Annotated in this window: 15 protein-coding genes; 8 read left to right on the top strand and 7 right to left on the bottom strand. The window is 70.2% G+C overall.

Annotated features, from left to right (window positions below):
* The first annotated feature begins 61 nt into the window (after window positions 1-61).
* A complete protein-coding gene (gene tkt, locus ACFQ6X_RS04135) occupies window positions 62-2,251 on the top strand; it encodes a transketolase (protein ID WP_383175563.1) in 2,190 nt (729 codons plus the stop codon).
* Window positions 2,252-2,290: 39 nt separating this feature from the next.
* Here tkt and ACFQ6X_RS04130 read toward each other — a convergent pair whose 3' ends face one another.
* The 4 genes from ACFQ6X_RS04130 to ACFQ6X_RS04115 all read right to left on the bottom strand — a co-directional run bounded on the left by ACFQ6X_RS04130 (window position 2,291) and on the right by ACFQ6X_RS04115 (window position 8,540).
* Entirely contained in the window at window positions 2,291-5,149 is a 2,859-nt protein-coding gene (locus ACFQ6X_RS04130; RefSeq protein ID WP_383175560.1) for an NHLP bacteriocin export ABC transporter permease/ATPase subunit, read from the bottom strand.
* Between the two features lies 1 nt (window position 5,150).
* Window positions 5,151-7,430 carry an NHLP family bacteriocin export ABC transporter peptidase/permease/ATPase subunit gene (locus tag ACFQ6X_RS04125; protein ID WP_383175557.1) on the bottom strand — a complete coding sequence of 760 codons (2,280 nt, stop codon included), beginning with the start codon at window positions 7,428-7,430 and terminating at the stop codon, window positions 5,151-5,153.
* Window positions 7,427-8,230, bottom strand: a complete 804-nt coding sequence (locus ACFQ6X_RS04120; RefSeq protein WP_383175554.1) for a hypothetical protein — start codon at window positions 8,228-8,230, stop codon at window positions 7,427-7,429. Before ACFQ6X_RS04120 ends, ACFQ6X_RS04125 begins: the two co-directional genes overlap by 4 nt.
* 82 nt (window positions 8,231-8,312) lie before the next feature.
* Complete coding sequence (locus tag ACFQ6X_RS04115; RefSeq protein WP_329213613.1) at window positions 8,313-8,540, bottom strand: type A2 lantipeptide; 228 nt, start codon at window positions 8,538-8,540, stop codon at window positions 8,313-8,315.
* 774 nt (window positions 8,541-9,314) lie between these two features.
* Here ACFQ6X_RS04115 and ACFQ6X_RS04110 point away from each other — a divergent pair.
* Both ACFQ6X_RS04110 and ACFQ6X_RS04105 read left to right on the top strand, forming a co-directional pair.
* Entirely contained in the window at window positions 9,315-12,017 is a 2,703-nt protein-coding gene (locus tag ACFQ6X_RS04110; protein WP_383175550.1) for a cellulose binding domain-containing protein, read from the top strand.
* A 136-nt stretch (window positions 12,018-12,153) separates the two neighbouring features.
* Complete coding sequence (locus ACFQ6X_RS04105) at window positions 12,154-13,776, top strand: FAD-dependent monooxygenase (RefSeq protein ID WP_383175547.1); 1,623 nt, start codon at window positions 12,154-12,156, stop codon at window positions 13,774-13,776.
* A gap of 75 nt (window positions 13,777-13,851) precedes the next feature.
* On the opposite strand, the gene ACFQ6X_RS04100 is transcribed toward ACFQ6X_RS04105, so the two are convergent.
* On the bottom strand, window positions 13,852-16,035 hold the full coding sequence (locus ACFQ6X_RS04100; protein WP_383175544.1) for a discoidin domain-containing protein: 2,184 nt from the start codon (window positions 16,033-16,035) through the stop codon (window positions 13,852-13,854).
* Between the two features lie 491 nt (window positions 16,036-16,526).
* On the opposite strand from ACFQ6X_RS04100, the gene ACFQ6X_RS04095 reads away from it, so the two are divergent.
* From ACFQ6X_RS04095 to ACFQ6X_RS04080, 4 genes are all read left to right on the top strand, one after another.
* The gene (locus tag ACFQ6X_RS04095) at window positions 16,527-17,255 is read left to right on the top strand and encodes a hypothetical protein (protein ID WP_383175541.1); all 729 of its coding nucleotides are present in this window, start codon (window positions 16,527-16,529) and stop codon (window positions 17,253-17,255) included.
* A 128-nt stretch (window positions 17,256-17,383) separates the two neighbouring features.
* Window positions 17,384-18,091 carry a class F sortase gene (locus tag ACFQ6X_RS04090; RefSeq protein WP_383175538.1) on the top strand — a complete coding sequence of 236 codons (708 nt, stop codon included), beginning with the start codon at window positions 17,384-17,386 and terminating at the stop codon, window positions 18,089-18,091.
* 95 nt (window positions 18,092-18,186) lie between these two features.
* The gene (locus tag ACFQ6X_RS04085; protein WP_383175535.1) at window positions 18,187-19,221 is read left to right on the top strand and encodes an MDR family NADP-dependent oxidoreductase; all 1,035 of its coding nucleotides are present in this window, start codon (window positions 18,187-18,189) and stop codon (window positions 19,219-19,221) included.
* 29 nt (window positions 19,222-19,250) lie between these two features.
* Window positions 19,251-19,634, top strand: coding sequence for a MerR family transcriptional regulator (locus tag ACFQ6X_RS04080; protein WP_383175532.1), 384 nt, complete (start codon window positions 19,251-19,253; stop codon window positions 19,632-19,634).
* Between the two features lie 12 nt (window positions 19,635-19,646).
* Here ACFQ6X_RS04080 and ACFQ6X_RS04075 read toward each other — a convergent pair whose 3' ends face one another.
* Window positions 19,647-20,201, bottom strand: coding sequence for a DNA polymerase ligase N-terminal domain-containing protein (locus ACFQ6X_RS04075; protein ID WP_383175529.1), 555 nt, complete (start codon window positions 20,199-20,201; stop codon window positions 19,647-19,649).
* Between the two features lie 156 nt (window positions 20,202-20,357).
* Window positions 20,358-20,882, bottom strand: coding sequence for a DUF4232 domain-containing protein (locus tag ACFQ6X_RS04070; RefSeq protein WP_383175526.1), 525 nt, complete (start codon window positions 20,880-20,882; stop codon window positions 20,358-20,360).
* A 189-nt stretch (window positions 20,883-21,071) separates the two neighbouring features.
* Between ACFQ6X_RS04070 and ACFQ6X_RS04065 the strand changes: the two genes are divergently transcribed.
* Window positions 21,072-21,995, top strand: a complete 924-nt coding sequence (locus ACFQ6X_RS04065) for a family 16 glycosylhydrolase (protein ID WP_383175523.1) — start codon at window positions 21,072-21,074, stop codon at window positions 21,993-21,995.
* The last annotated feature ends 61 nt before the right edge of the window (window positions 21,996-22,056 follow it).

Genomic DNA, 22,056 nt, shown 5'->3' with positions numbered 1-22,056 from the left:
GCCGAGCCGTAGGGCCGGGCCCGTACGGGCCGGTAAGCAACATCCCGAGGGAGACATCACCATGGCGCCCGAGCGATCCTCTTCCGGCAGCACCGCACCGCGCGACCCCGGCCTTGCGCTGCCGGTGGCGGACCGGGCGGGCTGGGGTCCGGTGGACGTGCGTGCGGTGGACACCGTGCGGGTGCTGGCCGCCGACGCCGTACAGAAGACCGGCAACGGGCACCCGGGCACCGCGATGAGCCTGGCGCCGCTCGCCTACCTGCTGTTCCAGCAGGTCATGCGGCACGATCCGGCCGATGACCAGTGGCTGGGAAGGGACCGCTTCGTACTCTCCTGCGGGCACACCAGCCTCACCCTGTACATCCAGCTCTATCTCGCGGGCTACGGCCTGGAGATGGAGGACCTGGAGGCGCTGCGGACCTGGGATTCGGCGACCCCGGGGCATCCGGAGTACGGGCACACCCGCGGCGTCGAAGTCACCACCGGCCCGCTGGGCCAGGGCATGGGCGCGGCGGTCGGCATGGCGATGGCGGCCCGCCGGGAGCGGGGGCTCCTCGACCCGGACGCCGCGCCGGGCACCAGCCCCTTCGACCACCAGGTGTACGTGGTGGCCTCCGACGGCGACATGATGGAGGGCGTGGCCTCGGAGGCCGCGTCGCTCGCCGGTCACCAGCGGCTCGGCAGCCTCGTGGTGTTCTACGACTCGAACCACATCTCCATCGAGGACGACACCGACATCTCCTTCAGCGAGGACGTCCCTGCCCGCTTCGCCGCCTACGGCTGGCACGTGCAGACGGTGGACTGGACCCGCACCGGCGACTACGTCGAGGACGTCGACGCGCTGCTCGCCGCGATCGAAGCGGCCAAGGAGGACCGGACCCGCCCGTCGTTGATCATGCTGCGCACCATCATCGGATGGCCCGCCCCCACGAAGAGGAACAGCGGCAAGGCGCACGGGTCCGCCCTGGGTGACGAGGAGGTCGCCGGCACGAAGGAGCTCCTGGGCTTCGACCCCGAGGTCTCCTTCGCCATCGAGGACGAGGTCCTCGTCCACACCCGCGCGGTCGGGGAGCGGGGCCGGGCTGCGCGGGCACAGTGGCAGCCCGGCTACGAGAGCTGGCGCGCCGCGAACCCGGAGCGGGCCGCGCTGCTGGACCGCCTCCGGGAGCAGCGGCTCCCGGACGGCTGGGCCGACGCCCTGCCCGTCTTCCCGGCCGACGCGAAGGGCATGGCCACCCGCAAGGCTTCCGGCGAGGTGCTCAGTGCCCTGGCCCCGGTCCTGCCCGAACTGTGGGGCGGCTCCGCGGACCTGGCCGGAAGCAACAACACCACGATGGAGGACGAGCCCTCCTTCGTCCCGGCGGACCGGCAGACCGAGGAGTTCAAGGGCGGCCCCTACGGGCGGACCCTGCACTTCGGCATCCGTGAACATGCCATGGGAGCCGTGCTCAACGGCATCGCCCTGCAGAGCCTGACCCGCCCCTACGGCGGTACGTTCCTGACGTTCAGCGACTACATGCGCCCCGCTGTCCGCCTCGCCGCGCTGATGAAGCTGCCCGTCACCTATGTGTGGACCCATGACTCGATCGGCCTGGGCGAGGACGGTCCGACGCACCAGCCCGTCGAACACCTCGCCGCACTGCGGGCGATCCCCGGGCTCGACGTCGTACGCCCGGGCGACGCGAACGAGACGGTGGCCTGCTGGCGGACGATCCTGGAGCACACCGACCGGCCCGCCGGCCTGGTCCTGACCCGGCAGAACCTTCCGGTGCTCGACCGCGGGGACGTGGCGAACGCCCCGTCCGCCGGGGCGGCCCGGGGCGGCTATGTCCTCGCGGACGCCTCGGGAGTGACGCCGGACGTCATCCTGGTGGCGACGGGGTCCGAGGTCCATATCGCCCTCGATGCGCGCGACCTCCTGACGGGCGAGGGCCTGGCCGTACGCGTGGTCTCGATGCCCTGCCGCGAATGGTTCGCCGAGCAGTCCCCGGAGTACCAGGACGAGGTCCTGCCGCCCGCCGTGCGCGCCCGGGTCAGTGTCGAGGCCGCCGTCGGCCAGGGCTGGCGCGAGGTGGTCGGCGACGCCGGGCGGATCGTGAGCCTCGAGCACTACGGCGCGTCCGCCGACTACGCGCGGCTGTACCGGGAGTTCGGGATCACCGCCGAAGCGGTCGCGGCGGCGGCACGCGACAGCATCCGCGACGCCGCCGCCGCTCCTGTGCCCGGCGGCCGGCGCGGCACGTCCGGCTGAGCGGCGGCCGCGTCGGAAGGGCCGCCTCTCAGGTCCCGCCTACTGCATCTGGCGCCGCACCAGTTCATGAAGCCGCCCGCCCGTGTCAGCGAGCAGCTCGGCGGGCGGCCCCTGCTGAACGATCCGGCCGTCCGACATGACGATCACACGATCGGCGTCCAGGACCGTGGAGAGGCGGTGCGCGATCACGACACGGGTGGCCTTCAGGGACCGGGTGCTCTCGATCACCGTGCGCTGGGTCTCGTTGTCGAGCGCGCTGGTGGCCTCGTCGAAGAACAGGATGCGGGGCCGCCGGACGAGCGCCTGGGCGATCATCAGCCGCTGACGCTGGCCACCGGAGATGGCGCCGCCCCCGGAGATCATGGTGTGCAGGCCCATCGGCATCCGTTTGATGTCCTCGGCCAGACCCGCCATCGCGGCCGCCTCCCACGCCTCCTCCTGGGTGAAGACCTCGGCGCCGCAGATGCAGTCCAGGATCGATCCGGACAGCGGCTGGGCGTTCTGCAGGACCACCCCGCACTGGCGGCGCACGGCTGCCTGGTCGAGTGCCGCCAGGTCCTGGCCGTCGTACAGGACGCTGCCGGTAGCCGGCTTGTCGAAGCCGATGAGGAGCCGCAGCAGCGTCGACTTGCCGCACCCGCTGGGACCCACGATCGCCACGAACTCGCCCGGCCGCACGGTCAGGGACAGATCGTCGAGCACGGCCGGACCGTCATCGGTGTAGCGGAAGGAAAGGCCCCGTGCCTCGATCTCCCCGGACAGCTCGCCGGGCTGCGTGCTGGCGCCCCGCACCTCGGGCGCCTCGTCGAGCACCGGCTTGATCTGCTCGAACATCGGCAGCACCGCGGCAGCGGACACGAACGCCCCGGTGAGCTGCGTGACCGCGGTCAGCAGCATGGTCACCGAGGTGTTGAAGGTCAGGAACTCACTGGCGGACAACGAGCCCCGGGCAGGGCCCGCCAGAAGGATGAACATGACCAGTGAACACAGCGGCAGATAGACCGCGTTGAGCACCGTCGTCATGTTCTTGATCCGGCCCGCACGCTTCTGCAGCTCACGGCTGCGGGCGAACTCGGCCGCCCAGGCCCCGTACGCGAAGCTCTCCGCCGAGGCGACACGCAGCTTGGGCAGCCCGCGCAGCGTCTGGAACGCCTGGTTGTTCAGCTTGTTGCCGAGCTCCACCAGCCGCCGCTGCCACCGCAGTTCCCACATGCCCATGGTGAGGAACACACCCGCGATGACGACCAGCATCGCGATGGCGGTCAGCGCCAGCGGGACGCTGAACCAGAACAGCAGACCGAGATTCATCGCGCCGAGGGTGCCGGCCTGCACGGCCACGGGCCCGATGCCGGACAGCACGCGACGGATCGCACTGACACCCATCGCCGCGCTCGCCAGCTCGCCGGTCGAGCGCTCGGTGAAGAACTTCGTCGGCAGACGCAGCAAGCGGTCCCACACAGCGGGCTGGAGCGTGCTCTCGATGCGCCCCTCCATGCGCAGGATGGTGAGGTTCTGCAGCAGCATGAAGGCGGCCGAGACGACACCGGTGATGATCACGGCCAGTGAGACCTGGACGATGAGGCTGTTCTCGGCATTGGGCACGTACACGCCGAGCACCTGACCCGTCGCGAGCGGCACCAGCGAACCGAGCGCCACCGTCACGAGGCCGGTCAGCAGCAGCCTGCGCAGATCGGCCCGTGTGCCGAGCAGGCTGAAGCGCAGCAGCTGCCACTTGCCCAGCGGCCGTTCGGGCAACGGCCGGTAGAACATGACGGCCCGCTGGTCGAAGTCCTGTGCGGCGGTGCTGTCGACGCGGGAGCGCCGACCGGTCAGCGGGTTCACCGCCTCGTACCTGCCGCGACGCCACAGCAGCGCGACCGGCGCCCCCGACGCGGCCCGGTGGCCCACCAGCGGCCCGGAGTTCTCCCGCCACCAGCGCCCGTCGAGCCGCACGGGACGCGTCCTGATCCGGGAGGCGACCGCGACCCGCTCGACCGGATCGATCCGGTCGCTCACCGCGCCGTCCGCCGGAGCCTCCGACAGAACGATCCCCGACTCCCGCGCCACCAGCCGACAGGCCGCGTACACCGCGTCATCGGTGGCGCCCGCCCCGCGCGAAGAACTCCTGCCGGAACGGCCCATCGAGGTCAGCAGCGCCTCGTCGGCCTCCTTGCGGACGGCTTCGCCGGCCTTCATGCCGGCCGCCGTACGGTCCTCGTGGGCGCGCTCCAGCTGCTCGATCCAGCGGTCGAGGGCGGCCAGCAGCCGGTACTGCTGGTTGACCATCCCCTGCCACAGTGCGCCGTCGACGAGCAGGTCACCGGCCGCCTCGGCGCTGAACGCGGCGCCGTACTGCACGCTGCCGGGCGACACCGGCAGCCAGAGGATGTTGTCGTCGCCAACCGTCTCGTCGAGAGCGGTCCGGCTGTCCAACGGGGCCTCGAACAGGACACGCTGACTGCGCCCCACGCCGAGCGAGAAGGCGTGCTCCAACAGACTCAGAGCGGCATCGCCGGTGTCGTAGTGGCTGCGGTACTGCCCCTCGAACGCCCCCTGGGCCGCGTACTCGGGCCGGTAGAGCTCCCGCAACGGGATCCGGCGCAGCACACACTCCTGCAGGGGCCGGCCGACCAGCGTGTGCTGAGGTCCCTCGACGGGCCCCAGCACCAGTGTTCCCGGCTCGAGCCTCCCGAGGAAGTGCCAGTGGCCCTGCTCCAGCGCATCGACCGCGAACAGGTCGAGGGCGCCACCCACGACGAGCCACAGCACCTGGGGCCCTTCGAGCGAGAGGCTGCGCAGACCGGTGCAGTCGACGGGAGCGCCGAGCCCTCCCAGCGCTCCGATGACCGGGTCCTGCCCGAGGGCCTCAGAGCCCGCAGGGTGGTGTACGGACGTCACGTCAGTGCTCCCTGACCAGGTCGGCGTACGGGCCCCCGGCAGCCACCAGGTCCTCGTGCCGGCCGCGTTCCACGACGGATCCGTGGTCCAGGACCACGATCTCGTCGCTGTCGCGGACCGTGCTCAGCCGGTGTGCGATCACGACGCAGGCACAGCCGCGCCGCCGCAGATTGTCGATGATGACCTGCTCGGTCTCCGCGTCCAGAGCGCTGGTGACCTCGTCCAGCACCAGGATGCTGGGCCGTCGCACGAGGGCGCGCGCGATCTCCAGGCGCTGGCGCTGGCCGCCGGAGAAGTTCCGGCCGTCCTGCTCCACCCTGCTGTGGATACCCCTCGGGCGACGCGAGACCACCTCGTACAGGGCGGCGTCCTGGAGCGCGGCGACGACGGCTTCGTCCGGGACCGAGGGGTCCCACAGCGCCACGTTGTCCCGCACCGTGCCCTCGAACAGGAAGACGTCCTGGTCGACGAAGGAGACCGATGCGGCCAGCGCGCCCCTCGGAATGTCCTCGAGGCGCTGCCCGTCGATCCGGATCGTGCCCTCCCACGGGCTGTACAGCCCCGAAATCAGCCGGGAGACCGTCGACTTGCCGCTGCCGGACCCGCCGACGAGCGCCACCTGCTGACCGGGTCCCACGGACAGCGAGAAGCCGGTGAGGAGCGGCTTGTCGAGCGGGCTGTAGCCGAAGGTGATGTCGTCCAGCGTCACATGGCCCTTGAGCCGGCGGGTACTCGCGGCGGGCTCGCGGCGGGAGTAGAGGGGGTCGACGGGGAAGTTCTCGACGTCCTTCAGACGGGCCACATCGGCCGCGAAGTCCTGGACCCGCCCTGCCACCCCGTTGAGCCGGGTGACGGGTGCGGTGAAGCGGGTCACCAGCGCCTGGAAGGCGACGAGCAGCCCGATCGAGATGTGCCCCTCGACCGCCCTCAGCCCGCCGATCCAGAGGATCAGCGCGCTGTTGAGCGTCGCGAGGGCGGGAGCGACGACGCCGAGCCAGGCACTCGGTACTCCGAGACGCTGCTGCTCGTCGAGTGTCGTCGCGTGCTGGCCCGCCCAGCGCCGGAAGTAGCCGTTCTCCCCGCCGGTCGCCTTCATGGTCTCGATCAACTGCAGCCCGGTGTACGAGGTGTTCGTCAGCCGGGCGCTGTCGGCCCGCAGCTTCTGGGTACCGGTGGCCCGCAGCCGTACGACGATGCGCATCGCGACCACGTTGAGCAGGGCGATCCCCACCCCGATGACGGTCAGCTGCGGATCGTACGTCCACAGCAGGAACGCGTAGAGCAGGACGACGATTCCGTCCACACCGGCCGCGGTGAGGTCCCGGGCGAGCGTCTCGGCCACGGCGTCGTTCGACTGCAGGCGCTGGACGAGGTCGGCGGGGCTGCGCTGGGCGAAGAAGGTCACCGGCAGCCGCAGCAGATGACGGAAGAAGCGGGCGCTTCCGAGCGTGGAGGAGATGATGCGGCCGCGCAGCAGATTCGCCTGCTGCAGCCAGGTCAGTACGAGGGTGAGCGCGACCATCGTGCCCATCGCGCCGAACAGCACACCCAGCAGTGAGGTCTGATTGCCGATCAGGAACATGTCGATGTACGTACGGCTCAGGGCGGGCAGCGTGGCGCCGACCGCCACCAGCAGCAGGCTGGCGAGCAGCGCCACCAGCATCGTGCCCGTGGTGCCGCGCAGCCGCGCGGGCAGGGCGGCCATGACTCCGGGCTTACGGCCGCCGCGCCGGAAATCGTCGCCCGGCTCCAGGACGAGCACCACTCCGGTGAAGCTGGTGTCGAAATCCTCGGACGGCACGAAACGGCGGCCCTTGTCGGGGTCGTTGATGTGCACGCCCCGCCGTCCGAGCCTGCGTCCCATGCCGTCGTACACGACGTAGTGGTTGAACTCCCAGAACAGGATGGCCGGCGCCTGGACCTCCGCGAGCGCCGCGGGCTCCATCTGCATGCCCTTGGCCGTCAGACCGTAACTGCGGGCCGCCTTCAGCACGTTGCTGGCCCGCGACCCGTCGCGCGACACCCCGCAGGCGATGCGCAGCTCCTCCAGCGGCACATGCCGGCCGTAGTGGCCGAGGACCATGGCCAGCGAGGCCGCTCCGCACTCCAGCGCCTCCATCTGGAGCACGGTGGGGGTGCGCACGGTCCTGGTCCGTCCCGTCCTCGGCGCAGGGCGCGGCTGCGACCGCCGCCTGCCTCCGGAGGTGCTCTCGGGGCGGTGCCTGCCACGACCGGGGGGCGGCAACTGCTGCGCTGCGGGGGAGGGATGCGGTGCGGTCACGGGAGGAGCCAATCGATCGGACGCCGGTCGGCCAGGTGGACGGAGCCGGTGGCCAGGGTCATGGAGTCGATCGCGTACGGGGGCCCCTGGGCCGAGGACCACCGGTAGCCGGACTCGGTGCCGGCCGAGCGGTCGAGCTCCACCAGGACTGCCACCGGCCTGCCTTGGCGCGAGAACTGCTCTCCCAGCTGTCCGTCACCGAGGAACCGGGTGATCTGCTGCTGGGTCCGGGGCCTGCCGACCGCGGTCACCCGGCCGCGCAGCACTCCGTACTGCTGGGAGGGCACGGACTGGACGGTGAGGTCGACGGAGGCGCCCACCGGGACGGCCGCCCCCTTGTTGCCCGGTACGTAGAGCATCACGACGAGCGGATCGTCCGTGCCGTCGATGCGTTCGACGCTCGCCACGTCCGCGCCGGTGGTGACCACGGCGCCGATCGTGGCCGTCACCGTGGTCAGCCGGCCGGCGTCGATGGTGCGGACGACCTGGTTGCCCTGCTCCGTGCGGACCTTGAGCAACGGTGCGTCGGCGGGCAGGCTTTCGCCCTCTTCCGCGAGCACTTCGGTGATCTGTCCGGCGACGGGGCTCTGCAGGATGTAGCTGCCCTTGGCGTGCGTGAGGATCCCGGGGGCGCTGAGTGTGGTGGCCACGGTGCCGGTGACCGCCCAGAAGCAGGCAGCGGCCATCACCGCCACGGTGATGCTCAGGACGAGCAGTCCCTGCGGGCGTGCGAACCGCACCGGCAGGTCGAGCTGTTCGGGCGACTGCAGCTTGGAAAGGGCCTGTTGGCGGAACTGCACGGAACTCTTCCCTCACCTGTCGGCGGTCGGCACCGAGCCCCGGAACCGACGGGTTCCGGGGCTCGGTGGGTGCTGCCGTCTCTCAGAGACCGGCGGTGAGGCCGGTGGCCAGACCGGTGACCGCGCCGGTGTTCACGCCGGTGGTCGACTCGACCAGGCCGGTGACCGAGCCGACGATGCCGGTGACCGGGGCGATCGAGTCGGCGGTGGCGGTGACGTTGCCGAGAACGCCACCGATGAGGCCGCCGGACACGTTGTCCAGGTCGTTGTCGGAGATCTCGAGGGTCTCAACCTGGGGGGTGAGGTTCATGATGAGCGCTGCCCTTCGTCTGGAAATTCCTTAAACCGGGAACCCGTGGTGCGGCTCCCTTATGGGCCAGGATCAAAGCACGCCGACGGCGTGAACAGCCAATCGAACAACGGCAGCCAGGTCGATATCGGCCCCCTCGAATCGCCTTGCGTGCAGACCTGTTCATTTTCTGACGGCAAATCCTTCACGAGCTTCACGGGACGAATTCCTCATGGCCGCGACTCTCTCTGCTTCAAGTGGGACACTCCCGTACCAAACGGCCCCGGACCTGGTACGTACCTGGCCCTGACCGGGTGTTCCGAGGAGGTCCGCGTGCTCGGTCTGCGTATGCGGTGTGCAGGTTTTTGCGGAGCCGGCGAAATGCGTGTCTGCGTGAAGAAACGCGTGCGTATCCCGCACGGATCCCCGCCCGCGCGGTGGGGAAGCGAAGTGCGGGAATGGGTGAAGTCAGGTAATAGATGGAGCTCTTTCTCCCGTCGCGTGTTCATCCGTCACACGGTCTCCGGGAATGTGGTGGATATGTGTCTCTTTCCTTGATTCTGCGGGGACCTGGGTGCGAGGGCTGGTGGCAAGGGCCGGCCGGTGGCGGCGTCGGAGGGGTGTGGGGGTGGCTCACGCGGGGCTCCTGGCCGATTCATCCGATGAACCGTGCGCACCACCCTTCTCCCCGGCGGCGCGCGACGCTACCATCGTGTTGCTTCATGGGAGCGCTCCCATCTCTGTGCCCACCCCCAGCCGCCGTCTTCGGCGGCCCAGCTCGGAGAGGACGTTTCCGTGCGCTTGAGCGCCAGACCATTCGCCGCACTACTGGCGGCACTCACCCTGACCGCAGGGTTGGCCGTCACCGGATCCCCGGCGGCGGCACGCTCCGACGATGTGCCCCGTACGGCCGAAGCATCCGATGTGTCGATCGCCGCGGACACCTACACGTGGAAGAACGCGCGGATCGACGGCGGCGGTTTCGTGCCGGGCATCGTCTTCAACCGGTCCGAGAAGAACCTCGCCTACGCACGGACCGACATCGGCGGCGCCTACCGCTGGGACCAGTCGGGCAAACAGTGGACCCCGCTCCTCGACTGGGTGGACTGGGACCGATGGGGCTGGTCCGGCGTCGTGAGTCTCGCCTCCGACACGGCCGATCCCGACAACGTGTACGCCGCTGTCGGCACGTACACCAACAGCTGGGACCCGACGAACGGCGCCGTGTTGAGGTCCTCGGACCGCGGCGCGTCCTGGAAGGCGACCACGCTCCCCTTCAAGCTCGGCGGCAACATGCCGGGGCGCGGGATGGGTGAGCGCCTCGCGGTCGACCCGAACAAGAACTCCGTCCTCTACCTGGGCGCCCCCAGCGGCAACGGGCTGTGGAGGTCCACCGATTCAGGGGTCACCTGGTCGGAGGTGACGGCCTTTCCGAATCCCGGCAACTACGCGCAGGACCCGTCCGACACCAGCGGATACGCCAGCGACAACCAGGGCATCGTCTGGGTGACGTTCGACGAGCGCTCAGGCAGCGCTGGCAGCACCACCCAGGACATCTACGTGGGGGTCGCCGACAAGGCGAACACCGTCTACCGCTCGACGGACGGTGGCAGCACCTGGTCGCGGATCGCCGGACAGCCGACCGGGTACCTCGCGCACAAGGGCGTACTCGACTCCTCGACGGGCCACCTGTATCTGACCCTGAGCGACACGGGCGGCCCGTACGACGGCGGCAAGGGGCGCATCTGGCGCTACGCCACCGCGACCGGCGCGTGGACGGACGTCAGTCCCGTCGCTGAGGCCGACACGTACTACGGCTTCAGCGGACTCTCCGTGGACCGGCAGCAGCCCGGCACCCTGATGGCCACCGCCTACAGCTCCTGGTGGCCCGACACCCAGCTCTTCCGCTCCACCGACAGCGGCGCGACCTGGACGAAGGCCTGGGACTACACCAGTTACCCGAACCGTTCCAACCGCTACACCCTGGACGTCTCCACCGTCCCCTGGCTCAGCTGGGGCGCCAACCCGTCACCGCCCGAGACCTCGCCCAAGCTGGGCTGGATGACGGAGGCACTGGAGATCGACCCGTTCGACTCCGACCGGATGATGTACGGCACGGGCGCGACGGTCTACGGCACCGAGAACCTCACCGCCTGGGACTCGGGCAGCCAGTTCAAGATCACCCCGATGGTCAAGGGGCTGGAGGAGACGGCCGTCAACGACCTGGCGAGCCCGCCCTCCGGAGCTCCGCTGCTGAGTGCGCTCGGCGACATCGGAGGCTTCCGCCACACGAATCTCGACGCGGTGCCCAGCCTGATGTTCACCTCGCCGAACCTCGACTCGACCACCAGCCTGGACTTCGCGGAGGCCTCACCGGGCACGGTCGTACGGGTCGGCAACGCCGACGCCGCGCCCCACATCGGCTTCTCCACCGACAACGGGGCCAACTGGTTCCAGGGTTCCGAGCCCTCCGGGGTCACCGGCGGCGGCACGGTCGCCGCAGCGGCCGACGCCAGTGGATTCGTCTGGAGCCCGGACGGCGCGGCGGTCCACCGCACGACGGGCTACGGCAACTCCTGGACCGCGTCCACCGGCATCCCGGCCGGGGCGACGGTCGAGTCGGACCGGAAGAACCCGAAGAAGTTCTACGGCTTCAAGGCCGGCACCTTCTACGTGTCGACGGACGGCGGTGCCACCTTCACCGCCAGGGCGAACGGCCTGCCCGCCGAAGGCAACGTCCGCTTCAAGGCGTTGCCCGGCACCGAGGGCGACATCTGGCTCGCGGGCGGCACGTCCACGGGCGCGTACGGGCTCTGGCGTTCCACCGACTCCGGTGCGAGCTTCACCAAGTTCTCCGGTGTGGAGCAGGCGGACAGCGTGGGCTTCGGCAAAGCGGCCCCCGGCGCCTCGTACCAGACCGTTTTCGTGAGCGCGAAGATCGGTGGGGTGCGCGGGATCTTCCGGTCCACGGACGCGGGCGCGCACTGGACCCGCATCAACGACGACGCACGCCAGTGGGGTTGGACCGGGGCCGCGATCACCGGTGACCCGCGGGTCTACGGACGGGTCTACGTGTCCACGAACGGCCGGGGCATCCAGGTGGGCGAGTCCTCGGACGCCGGCGGTACGGATCCAGACCCGGATCCCGACCCCGATCCGGAGGAGCCTCCGGCGGACGCCGACTGCTCGGTGGCCTACACGATCACCAATCAGTGGTCCGGTGGCTTCCAGGCCGATGTGACGGTCACCAACACCGGAAGCACGGCGATCGACGGCTGGCAGCTGGCCTGGTCCTTCCCCGGCGGCCAGAAGGTCACCCAGATGTGGAACGGCACCCCCGAGCAGGACGGTGCGAAGGTGACCGTGGCCGACGTCGGCTGGAACGGCAAGGTGGCATCCGGCTCCTCCGTGGGCTTCGGCTTCTCGGGCAGCTGGTCGGGCAGCAACGCCGAGCCGTCGGCCTTCACCCTGGGCGGTGAGGCCTGCACGGTCGTCTGACGCCCACGGGCTGAGTTCAGGGGCCGGCGCGGGAGGGGACCAGTCCTCCCGCGCCGGCCCGCCCGATGCGCGAAATGGACATAGCGCACCCGGTGTGCTGCATTTGAGTGAAACGCACTTCCTCCCGGGAGGCACTGTGATCGACGTCGACGTGCTGGTCGTAGGGGCGGGCCCGGTCGGTCTCACGGCCGCGTCGGAGCTGCAGCGGCGGGGCATCGGGTGCAGGGTCGTCGACCGGCTCCGCGCCCGTCAGCCGTTCGCCAAGGCGGTGGGCGTCCAGCCCAGGACCCTGGAGATCTGGGACCGGATGGGCATGGTCCGCGAAGCACTGGAGACCGCGATCCCGTTGAAGGGGCAACTGCTCTACGTCAACGGTGAGGAACAGGCCCGGATCGATCTGACCCTGCCCGCGGACGTTCCCTACGCTTTCGCCGCCCTCCCGCAGTACGAGACGGAACGGCTCCTCGAAGAGCTCCTGGTCCGCCTGGGAGGAGAGGTCGAGCGCGGCACGGAGCTCATCTCCTTCGAACAGGACGACGACGAGGTCAGGGCACGTCTCGCGTCGGCCTCCGGCGGAACGGAGGAGCTCCGGGCCCGCTACCTGGTGGGCTGCGACGGCGCCCACAGCGTCGTACGCAAGGGCCTCGGGCTCGCCTTCGAGGGTGCGGCCCACCCCGAGGAGTACATGCTGGGCGATGTCGAGGTCGACTGGGACCTGCCCGCCGGGTACGCGGTCCGGTCCTCGCACGTCGTCGACGGGCGCACCGACGATCTGATGGTGTGCATCCCGCTGCCCGGCCACCGTCGGTACCGGATGTCGATGCTGACTCCGCCCGAGCTCTCCCAGGCCCGGCAGACCGGGAAGGACGAGGTGGTGCACGGCCTGAGCGGCGACCGCGGCCCGCAGCCCGGGCCGGAGCACATCCAGGCGGTGCTCGACCGGCTCTCGCCCGTGCCCACGACCGCTTCGTCGCTGCGCTGGTCCTCCGTCTTCCGCATCAGCCACCGGCTGGTGGACCGCTACGGGCAGGGGCGGGTGTTCGTCGCCGGGGACGCCGCCCACATCCACCCGCCCACGGGAGCCCAGGGCATGAACACCGGCATCCAGGACGCCTACAACCTGGCGTGGAAGCTGGCCGCCGCCGTGCGCGGCCGGGCGGGCGAGGGCCTGCTGGCGAGCTACGACACGGAGCGCCGCCCGGTCGGCGAGGAAGTGGTGCGGCGGACGCTCCGTCATGCGCAAAGCGGCGTGCGGTCCGACCCGGACGACCCGGCGACGATGATGCGACGTGAGGCACAGCTCCTTGTCGGCTACCGGGGCAGCCCCGTCGTGGGCCCGGACGGCACCGCGCACGACGGCCCCGCCCCGGGCGACCGAGCTCCCGACTGCGGCGGCCTCGAGTACGCCCTGGCGTCCTTCCCCGTACGGCTGTTCACCCTGCTGCGCGGGCGCGAGCACACTCTGCTGCTCTACGCGGACGACGAGGAGCAGCCGGCACGGTTCGACGAGGTGGCGGCTGCCGCGGAGCAGGCGGCGCCCGGCCTGCTGAACGCCTGCGCGGTCCTCGCCCCGAAGATACGGGCCACCGGGCTGCAACTGCCCGCCGTGCACGACGGCCTCGACGAGTTCCGGTCGATGTACGGCGCTCGTGGCGGCGAGGCGATCCTCGTACGGCCTGACGGCTACCTGGGGCTGCGGATCACCCCCGCGACGGGTCCGGAACTGCGTTCCTACCTGGAGATGCTCGTCGGGACATGACGAGGGGCCCGGCAGTGACTGCTGCCGGGCCCCTCGCCGACAGGTGAGTGGACCTCCCGCTCACCTCATCCCGTCTCAGGGAAAGGACACCACCTGTGACGGGATGGTCGAGGTGCCGGATGTGGGGGATCCGGTGCTGTTGATGACGTGTTCGTACTGTCCCTGGCCGCCCAGGGACACCACGAGCAGGTCGTGGAACTTCACACCGGGCTTCACCGGTGCCTGGAACCCGTGCTCCTGACGGATGGTCGGGTCGACGTTGTAGTAGCAGTAACTGCCCATGCCCCAGCCCTCATGGGTGGTCACCGAGTCGGCCACCTTGTAGGCGGCGTACCCCTTGGTGTCGCCGTTCTGGATGGCGGCCTGGTTGGGGGCGTCGTACGCCTTCTCGTTCTGGAAGAAGATCGTCTTGCCGTTCTCCCCGTACCACTGCACGTCGTACTTGTTGAAGTGCTCGACGAACAGGCCGGTGGCCAGCACGTCGTCGCCGTTCACCCGCAGACCGTAGTCGGACCGGTTGGTCTCCCAGCCGACCCCGTCGCCGTGGTCGGCGCGCCAGAGCCAGGTGTGGTCGATGATCGTGTCGTCACTGTTGACGACCATGCCGGTGGTCGCCTTGCCGGCGCCCGCTCCGCCGACCCGGACGAACACGTCCTGGAGCGAGGTCGGGTTCGCCGAGTGGTCGGCCGACGCGCCGTCGGGGCCCACCTGGACGAGCACCGAGGAGTTCTGCGTACCGGCGTCGACCAGGAGGCCGGCCAGCTTGACGCCGTCGACGTCACCGACCTTGATCGCGGTCACCCCGTTGTCCGGGATGATCGTGGCGAGGCCGAGGCCCAGCGCGACGGTGTTCGCGCGGTTGATCTCGATGGGCTCGTTGACGTGGTAGATGCCCGGGGTGAACAGCAGGTGCAGCCCCTGGCGGACGGCAGCGTTGATCGTCTGTGCGGTCGCGCCCGGCTTCACCACGTAGAACTGGCTCAGCGGGATGGACTCGCCCTGCGGGGTGCCGTTCCACGAGACGCCGCGTGCGTTGGTCCGCTTGGCGGGGACGAAGACCTTGTAGTTGTTGCCGTCGAGGTACAGGAACGGCTTCTCGCGGGAGACCGGGGTGTTGTTCAGGGTCGTGTACGGGGGTTCGGGGAAGCTCTGGGCGGGTGCGCCCTCGACCCCGGAGAACGTCATGTTCCAGACGCCGTTGCCCCAGCTGCCGATGGAGCTGTCGCGGGTGTACCACTGCTGCTGCGAATAGGGGCCGACCTGGCCGTCGATCTTGCTGTCGGCGATGTAGCCGCCGCTGGCCCACCCGTACCCGTTCGGCGCGAGGTTGAGCCCGCCCTTGACGTGCATGCGGCGGAAGGGGGCGGCCTGGGAGACGGCCCAGCGGTTGGTGCCGCTGACCGGGTTCAGGGCCAGGTTCTCGGCCGAACGCCAGAAGTTCTGGGTGGCGTTGCCGTTGAACCAGCCGGCGTCGACGGTCACATCACCGTTGAAGGTGGTGTCGTCCGGCTTCAGGCCGAGACCTGCGATCTGGGTGTAGAAGCCGATCTGGGCGTTGATGTTGCTGTACGTGCCCGGCTTGAACATCAGCGCGTACCTGCCGGTCCCGAACTGGGCCGACTCCTGCTGCCTGAAGATCTCGTCGACCTTGCCCTGGATGTTCGGGGTCGAGGGGTCGAAGACCAGGACGTTGGGGCCGAGGTCACCGCCGCCGGGGATCTGCGGGTCGCCCCCGCCGCCCGTCGTGCCGAACACCTGGAACTCCCAGAGGGAGTAGCCGTACCCGGTGGCCCGTGTGGTACCGGTCAGCCGGACGTAGCGGGCGGTACCGGAGACGTTGAGCGTCTCCGTGCCACCGGGGCCCGTGGTGGTCGAGTAGGCGGTGCTCCAGGTGTTGTCGTCCGTGGAGAACTCGATGCGGTAGGCGGTGCCGTAGGCGGCCTCCCAGCGCAGCACTATCTGGCTCACCGAGGCGGAGGCGCCCAGGTCGACCTTGATCCACTGAGGGTCGGCGAAGGCGCTCGCCCAGCGGGTGCCGTTGTCGCCGTCCACCGCGGAGCCGGCAGGGGTGCCGCCGTTCTCCTGGCTGGAGGCGGTGACCGTCTTGCCCTGCGACAGGAGCGCGGGTGCCGCGCTCGCCGGGGTCGAGGGAACGAACGCCAGGAGCGAGAGGACGAGTCCGGCGACGACGGCAAGTACACCGCCGCGTCGTCTGCCCAGTGGGGCAACGGGTCTGTGGAACAGAGGGGGTGCGTACATACGAGTGTCTCCTGAGTCGTGGGGCGGGTACACGACGCGTACAGCCGGAGAGCGCTCTCTCCGGCTTGCGGCAGATACTTCACCCTTGTTACGAACGCGTCAAGAGATGTGCAACAACGGATGTCTCAGGGCCTGTTGGCGACAAGAACTGATGGCGCCCCCGCAGTGATTGCCCCTTTGACTCGCCCTGCTCGGTGACGGAGCGTGAGATCTGACGCCCCATTGGTTCAGGAAGTGGCGAACCGGCTCACCCGGCTCCCGTGCGTCCGCAAGGGGATCCCCGCGCCCAAACATCGCCTCGGCGTGGCGTGCCGTCCAACGGGTGACATCCGGCCGACTGTCACACGAAGAGCCCATGGAGTCCCTCGAATGCGGCTCTCCCCAGTGGTGGGACACGGCATTTCAGCTGACGGTGGATCACGTCGCACCTGCGATCCGATGAGCCGACAACCAGCCGGCCTTCGCGGGGGTGGTGAAAGGACTGTGTATTCATGCGCTCTGCCCGCACCCTGTTCGCATCGGCCGCCGTCACGGCGGTCCTCGCGGTCTCTGCCCCAGCCGCATACGCCGTGACCTCGGCGGACGACTGGGACAAGGACAGCGGCTCCTCATCGAGCAGCAGCAACGACGACCGTGAGAAGCCCGACTCCTGGAAGCACGAGAAGCCGGAGGGCGGCGTGCACACCGGTGGCGGTGCGCTGGCCGGTATCACGGCGGACGACTGGCAGAAGGACAAGGAGGAGGAGTCCACGGGCAGCAACGCGGACCGTGAGAAGCCGGACTCCTGGAAGCACGAGAAGCCGGAGGGCGGCGTGCACACCGGTGGCGGTGCGCTGGCCGGTATCACGGCGGACGACTGGCAGAAGGACAAGGAGGAGGAGTCCACGGGCAGCAACGCGGACCGTGAGAAGCCGGACTCCTGGAAGCACGAGAAGCCGGAGGGCGGCGTGCACACCGGTGGCGGTGCGCTGGCCGGCATCACGGCCGACGACTGGCAGAAGGACAAGGAAGAGGGCTCCGAGTCCGGCAGCACCACGGGCAGCGAGAAGTCCGAGACCTGGAAGCACGAGAAGCCGGAGGGCGGCGTCCACACCGGCGGTGGAGCGATGGCTCTGTCCGGCGGCAGCCTGGCAGCGGGCTCCGTGCTGATGCTCGGCGGTATCGGAGCGGCCGCATACCGGCTGCGCCGCCGCAACGCCTCGGGTGTCGCGGCAGCCTGACAAGCGCCCGCTCGGCCGAAGGTATTCCTGTCGTGGCCGCCGCCCTTCCCGGGCGGTGGCCGCGCCGATTTTCCCCTCCCCGGTCCGTTCCGCCCCCGCCCTCCTCGTACGCGAAAGGCAGCATGCGCATGGCCGCCCAGCAGCCGTCCGACACAGAGTCCGCTTCCCCTGCCCTCGGCCGTTCCCTGCTGTGGCCCGCCGTGGCGGTGGGCCTGGGCTTCCTCCTCGTCTACAACTCCCTCGACGCCTCGGCAGGAGTCCCGCCGCCCGTCGCCGCCGTGGCGCCGGTGCGGGCGCCCGCGTCCTCTCCCGCTGCCGCCTCGCCCTCGCCCGTTCCGTCGCCCTCCGCGTCCGTCGAGTCCTACGGCCTGTCCCGGTCCGAGCCCGAGCGGATCAGGATCAAGAAGATCGCCGTCGACGCCCCCTTCACTCCGCTGGCCATCGGTCCGTCGGGGCGGCTGGACGCGCCGCCCGCGAACGACATGAATCTGGCCGGCTGGTTCAAGGACGGAGCCACCCCCGGTGAGCGCGGCACCTCGGTCGTCGCCGGTCACGTCGACACCATGACGGGCCCCGCCGTGTTCCTGCTGCTCGGGACGCTCAAGCCCGGCAACAAGGTGAGCATCACCCGCGAGGACGGCATCGTCACCGTGTTCAAGGTGGATTCGGTCGAGACGTTCAGCAAGGCGAACTTCCCCGACGAGCGGGTGTACGCCGACAACGGCACCGCCCAGCTCCGTCTGATCACCTGCGGCGGCGAGTACGACAAGAAGGCGAAGGACTACAAGGACAACGTCGTGGTGTTCGCCCACCTGGCAGGCGTCAGGCCCGCGTGACGACTGCCCGGGGCTTGCCTCTGACGTACGGGTGAGGGTTTAGCGTCTGCGTGCTTCCGGCCGACCGGCCGGGGCACGCAGACGAGGAGCCTCGCATGACCGTTCGACCGTCCCTGCCTCGCACCTCCCGGGAAGTGCGGCTCGCCGCCGTGCCCGACGGACTTCCGCGCCCGGAGCACTTCCGTGTCGTGGAGTCACCGCTGCCGCAGCCGGGGGAGGGCGAGGTGCTGGTCCGCAACGACTGCTTCCATGTGTTTCCCGCCCTGCGTACGGTCATCGGCGGGGGAGTCGAAGGTGCCCCCTTCCCGGGTGTGGGCCCGGGGGACACCCTGTTCGGCGCGGCGGTCGGAGAGGTCGTGGCGAACCCGGGCCCCGGCGGACCGGCCGTCGGCGAACCGGTCTCGCACTACCTCGGCTGGCGGGAGTACGCCGTGGTCCCCGCCGCCGGATGCACGCCGCTCGGTGACGTACTGCCCGACCCGGTGGCGCATCTCTCCCAGGGTTCCCTGGCGTACGCGGCGCTCACCCGGGTCGCAAAACTGCGGGCCGGGGAAACGGTGTTCGTGTCCGGCGGGGCCGGAGCGATCGGATCCATGGCGGGGCAGACCGCCCGGCTGCTCGGGGCCGGCCGCGTGATCGGCAGTACGGGTTCACCGGAGAAGGCCGCCGTGATGCGGGAGAGCCTGGGGTACGACGCGGTCGTGCTGAGGGGACCGGAGGGTTCGCTGTCCGCGCGGCTGGCCGAAGCGGCGCCCCAGGGCATCGATGTGTTCGTCGACATGGTCGGGGGAGAGCAGTTGCGGGCGGCCGTCGGGGCCGCGCGCCCGGGAGCGCGGTTCGTACTGGTCGGGGCGCTGTCAGGTCAGCTGTCCGAGCAGGGGAGCGGCACCGCGGCCCCGGTCGAGATCGACTCGTTCCAGCTCGTCGTCAAGCGCATCACGATGACCGGCATCAGCGGGCTCGACCACCCACAGGCGCACGGGGAGTGGAACCGGAGATTCGGGCAGTGGCTGCGCTCCGGGGAGATCACCTTCCCGCATGTGCGGATCGCGGGCATGGACAACGCCGCGCGGGCGTTGCACGAGATGATCGGCGGTCACCATCTCGGCACCGTCGTCGTCACGTTGTGAGAACGAAGCGGGAACCCTGGGGGTGGCGGATGCGGATCGGTGACGCTGCTGCGGCGGCGGGGACCACACGCAGAGCGTTGCGGTTCTACGAGGAGCGGGGACTGCTGCCACCGCCCCCACGCAGCACGACGGGCCAGCGCGAATACGGGACACGTGATGTCGCCAGGGTCCGCGTCATCCGTGAGCTGCTCTCGCTGGGGCTGACGGTCGAGGATGTGCGTCACTGCTCGGACCGCCTGGACCTGCTGGTCGACGGACCGCCCCGGCCCTGCGTCGGATTCGTGGAAGGGGGCGTGGAGAGCGAGGGAGTGGCGGCGCGGAGACTCGCCGTACTCGACGCGGAGATCGCCCGGCTGAGCCGGCTGCGGGAGCAGCTCGCGGCGCGGGTCGCGGGGCGCGCGACCGTGACCTGACGCGGACCACGGTCAGCCGGCGCTCTCCCGTTCCGCGGCGGCGACCTGGTGCAGCGTCCGGCCGGTGCGGGCCGAGCGGGCGTGGTACGGGTCAGGTGTGCCGGGCCTGTCGCGTACGGCCTGCCGGTCGTTCGCCTTGATGAGCAGCCAGGCCTCGGGACCCTCGGTGTCGCCGTCGTTGCCGATCCGGAAGCGGGTGAGCGTGAATTCGCCGTGCAGTTTGCTTCCGTCGAGCCAGAACGTGGCGTGCCCGCGGTCCAGGGACTCACCGAACGGTACGGGGGCGCCCTCGGCGTCGTGGCTGAGCGGGCGGTAGGTGCCCTGGTCCCAGACGATGACGGTGCCGCTGCCCTGTTCGTCGGGTGGAATGACTCCCTCGAACTCGCGGTACTCCAGCGGGTGGTCCTCCGTCGGCACGGCCAGCCGCTTGTCGCGCGGATTGTCCGACGGGCCGCGGGGCACGGCCCACGACTTGAGCACTCCGTCCAGTTCGAGGCGGAAGTCGAAGTGCATCCGCCGGGCGTCATGGATCTGCACCACGAAACGTCGTGCGCCGTCGCTGTTCACGCCTGGATCCTTCCGCACGGGATGCCGTCGGACGAAGCGTGCGGCTCCGCCGGGCCGAGGCCGCGCAGGCACCGCACCGTCCGTACCTCCACTGTGCCGCTGCCGGCCGCGCGGCGCACGACGGCGGCCGCGCGGCGGGCCGCGGGATCTGCCCGGTCAGTCCGTGTGCCGCTCGAGCACCGCGTCGGCGGCGGCCTGCGACGGGTGCCACCACGTGGTGACCGGTTCCCAGACCCGGATCCCGTCAGGGGCTCCCAGGGAGGCGGCGTCGAACGTCCGTCCCCGATGGGAGGGGGCCCCGGCGACCGTCAGCCGGTCCGCCACCCGCAGCTCCGTCGACGTCGGGTCCAGCGTGCGCACGGCCGCGTACGCCGAGCGGCCGGCCGCCAGGCGGTACGGTGCGCTCTCGCTCGCGGGCACCGGCTGGGCCGAGCCGTCCAGGCCGCCGAAGACCACGGTGGGGATGCGGTCGACGACACAGGCCGTGCGGCCGCGGTTGGTGATGCTGATCCTCACCGCGTCGGGCTGGTCCGAAGCGGTGGCGGCGACGGCCAGACGGCTGTCACGGCAGGTGGGCGGCGCCGGAGCCGCGACGGCGGAGGGCGTGGCCAGGGCGCCGGCCGGGGCCAGCAGGGCCAGGGCGAGAGTGGCGGGAACGGCGAGTACGGGTCGAATACGCATGAGTTGTCCGTTCCCCATCGCGTTGACTTCTACCCGCCCGGTCTGGACCAAGACCTTGACGGCTCTTCGTGACCTGTCTTAAATCAAGAGTTGAAATATATGCCCGGGATGAGCGCCCCAACCGTTCATCTCTCGGCGTCCACCTGTCATGCACATGCCCCCCACCATCCTCCACCTCGAAGTGACGTGATGACTGTGCACCCCTCGGAACACACCATGAGGCGTCCGGCGAAACGGCGTCGCACGATGATGTACGCCCTCTCGCTGCTCTGCTGCTCGGCGGCCCTGACCGCCCTTCCCGCAGGCGCCTCGGCCGCACCCGCCCCCCACACGGCTGCGTCCTCCACGGAATCGAAGGCGGCGGTCCCGGCCGCAGTGGCGTTCGCCGACGAGTTCGACGGAGCCGCGGGTTCGGCCGTCGACGGCGGCAAGTGGCAGATCGAGACCGGCGACAACGTCAACAACCACGAACGGCAGTACTACACGGCGGGCAACAACAACGCCGCCCTCGACGGCCAGGGCAACCTGGTCATCACCGCACGCAAGGAGAACCCCGGGAACTACCAGTGCTGGTACGGAACCTGCGAGTACACCTCGTCCCGTCTCAACACGTCCGGCAAGTTCACCCAGACGTACGGTCACGTCGAGGCCAGGATGAAGGTCCCGCGCGGACAGGGGATGTGGCCCGCCTTCTGGATGCTCGGCGCCGACATCGGCAGTGTCGGCTGGCCGAACAGCGGTGAGATCGACGTCATGGAGAACGTCGGCTTCGAGCCCGGCACCGTCCACGGCACCCTGCACGGCCCCGGTTACTCCGGGTCCGGCGGAATCGGTGCCGGATACAGCCTCCCGGGCGGGGCCGCCTTCGCGGACGACTTCCACACCTTCGCCGTCGACTGGGCCCCGGACTCCGTGACCTGGTCCGTCGACGGCACCGTCTACCAGAGGCGCACGCCCGCCGACCTCAACGGCAATCCCTGGGTGTTCAACAAGCCGTTCTTCCTCATACTCAACCTCGCCGTCGGCGGCTACTGGCCCGGCGATCCGGACGGCAGCACCACGTTCCCCCAGCAGCTCGTCGTCGACTACGTACGCGTGACCACCGACAACTGACCCGAACCCGGCCCGCAGACTCCCGGTGCCCGTCCGTCGCACAACCTGCGGGCGGGCACCG

This window comes from Streptomyces sp. NPDC056452, from assembly GCF_042796085.1.
Classification (GTDB): Bacteria; Actinomycetota; Actinomycetes; order Streptomycetales; family Streptomycetaceae; genus Streptomyces.
The sequence above is the reverse complement of the archived record's forward strand: the minus strand, read 5'-3'. Positions and strand labels throughout refer to the sequence as shown.

Coding starts and splice junctions, on each gene's coding strand:
- tkt (WP_383175563.1), top strand. CDS start 62: ATGGCGCCCGAGCGATCCTCTTCCGGCAGCACCGCACCGCGCGACCCC.
- ACFQ6X_RS04115 (WP_329213613.1), bottom strand. CDS start 8,540: ATGAACCTCACCCCCCAGGTTGAGACCCTCGAGATCTCCGACAACGAC.
- ACFQ6X_RS04100 (WP_383175544.1), bottom strand. CDS start 16,035: ATGTACGCACCCCCTCTGTTCCACAGACCCGTTGCCCCACTGGGCAGA.
- ACFQ6X_RS04095 (WP_383175541.1), top strand. CDS start 16,527: ATGCGCTCTGCCCGCACCCTGTTCGCATCGGCCGCCGTCACGGCGGTC.
- ACFQ6X_RS04090 (WP_383175538.1), top strand. CDS start 17,384: ATGGCCGCCCAGCAGCCGTCCGACACAGAGTCCGCTTCCCCTGCCCTC.
- ACFQ6X_RS04085 (WP_383175535.1), top strand. CDS start 18,187: ATGACCGTTCGACCGTCCCTGCCTCGCACCTCCCGGGAAGTGCGGCTC.
- ACFQ6X_RS04080 (WP_383175532.1), top strand. CDS start 19,251: ATGCGGATCGGTGACGCTGCTGCGGCGGCGGGGACCACACGCAGAGCG.
- ACFQ6X_RS04070 (WP_383175526.1), bottom strand. CDS start 20,882: ATGCGTATTCGACCCGTACTCGCCGTTCCCGCCACTCTCGCCCTGGCC.
- ACFQ6X_RS04065 (WP_383175523.1), top strand. CDS start 21,072: ATGACTGTGCACCCCTCGGAACACACCATGAGGCGTCCGGCGAAACGG.